At 49.4% G+C, this 1,308-nt stretch carries 2 protein-coding genes; both read left to right on the top strand.

Going from position 1 to position 1,308, the window contains the following annotated elements:
* Nucleotides 1–690 (top strand): riboflavin synthase (locus tag Q7P41_RS03035; protein WP_303882025.1); only part of this gene is annotated, 690 nt, incomplete at its 5' end.
* 24 nt (nucleotides 691–714) lie between these two features.
* The coding region (gene ribB, locus Q7P41_RS03030; RefSeq protein ID WP_303882023.1) for a 3,4-dihydroxy-2-butanone-4-phosphate synthase at nucleotides 715–1,308 on the top strand (594 nt) is incomplete at its 3' end.

Raw genomic sequence — 1,308 nt, 5'->3', positions numbered from 1 at the left:
GGGAGGAGATCTCTCTTTGGAGGTCGATGCGTGATGTTCACGGGATTGGTTGAGACCGTAGGGGTTGTGCGTTCGATCGACAGGCATGGAGAGGTGACCAACATCGAGATTGAAGCGCCCGACATTGCCCCAAAGCTTTCTTTAAACGAATCGATTTCCGTATCCGGAGCTTGTCTTAGCGTAGTCAAGGCAGGGATGACAAGTTTTACGGCGGAAATGATGGAAGAAACTGCTACAGTTACTAAACTTGGTATGTTAAAGCCCTTTGACAGGGTCAATCTGGAACGTGCCCTTAAGGCAGGAGACCGCCTTGGAGGGCATATTGTCCTTGGACATGTGGAAGGGATTGGCACGGTCAGCGAAATTTCAAGAAAGACACAGACGTGCGTTATAAGGATACAGGCTGACGTATCGATATTGCGCTACGTAGTGCCTAAGGGTTCCATAGCAATAGACGGAGTTAGCCTTACGGTGATAAGCGTCACGGATACTGATTTTACCGTTGGAGTAATACCAAGCACCTTAAGGCTCACGACCTTGGGTAACCTAAAAGTCAAAGACCCCGTAAACCTGGAGACGGATATAATAGGCAAGTATATTGAACGTTTTTTAAAGGCTTCCTCTCGCGGTAAAGCAGATGAGCAAGAGGAGCTGACATGGGAAAGGCTGGCCGAATACGGATGGCAGTAAATATCGGAAGGAGAGTGATGTATTATGGCTTTAGATGATGTATTTGCGTCGCCGGAAGAAGCCATAAACATGATCAAAGAGGGAAGGATGATCATCGTCGTCGACGACGAAGACAGAGAAAACGAGGGAGATCTCTTGATGGCGGCCTCCAAGGTGACGCGCGAATCCATAAATTTTATGGCCAAATACGGTCGTGGATTGGTGTGCGTTCCCCTTACTGAGGAAAAGGCAAAACAGCTTGAGTTAGAGCCCATGGTACTTCATAGTACCGATCCCCATGGCACTGCCTTTACAATTTCCGTAGATGCTAAAGAGGGCACCACCACGGGCATTTCCGCCGAAGATAGGGCCATAACGGCCCGCCTGCTTGCAAGTCCAGAGGCGAAGCCGTCAGACTTCAGACGTCCTGGGCATATGTTTCCCTTGATCGCAAGGAAGGGCGGAGTACTTAAAAGGGCCGGTCATACGGAGGCAGCAGTGGACTTGGCAAGGCTTGCGGGATTAGAGCCCGTCGGTGTCATATGTGATAATGAACGACGACGGTACGATGGCCAGATTGCCTCAGCTGATCGAATTTGCAAAGAAGTTCGACTTGAAGATAATGACCATAAAGGACCT

The organism is Acetomicrobium mobile (assembly GCF_937920065.1).
Note: the sequence above shows the minus strand (reverse complement) of the source record. Positions and strands in the feature narration are given on the sequence as shown.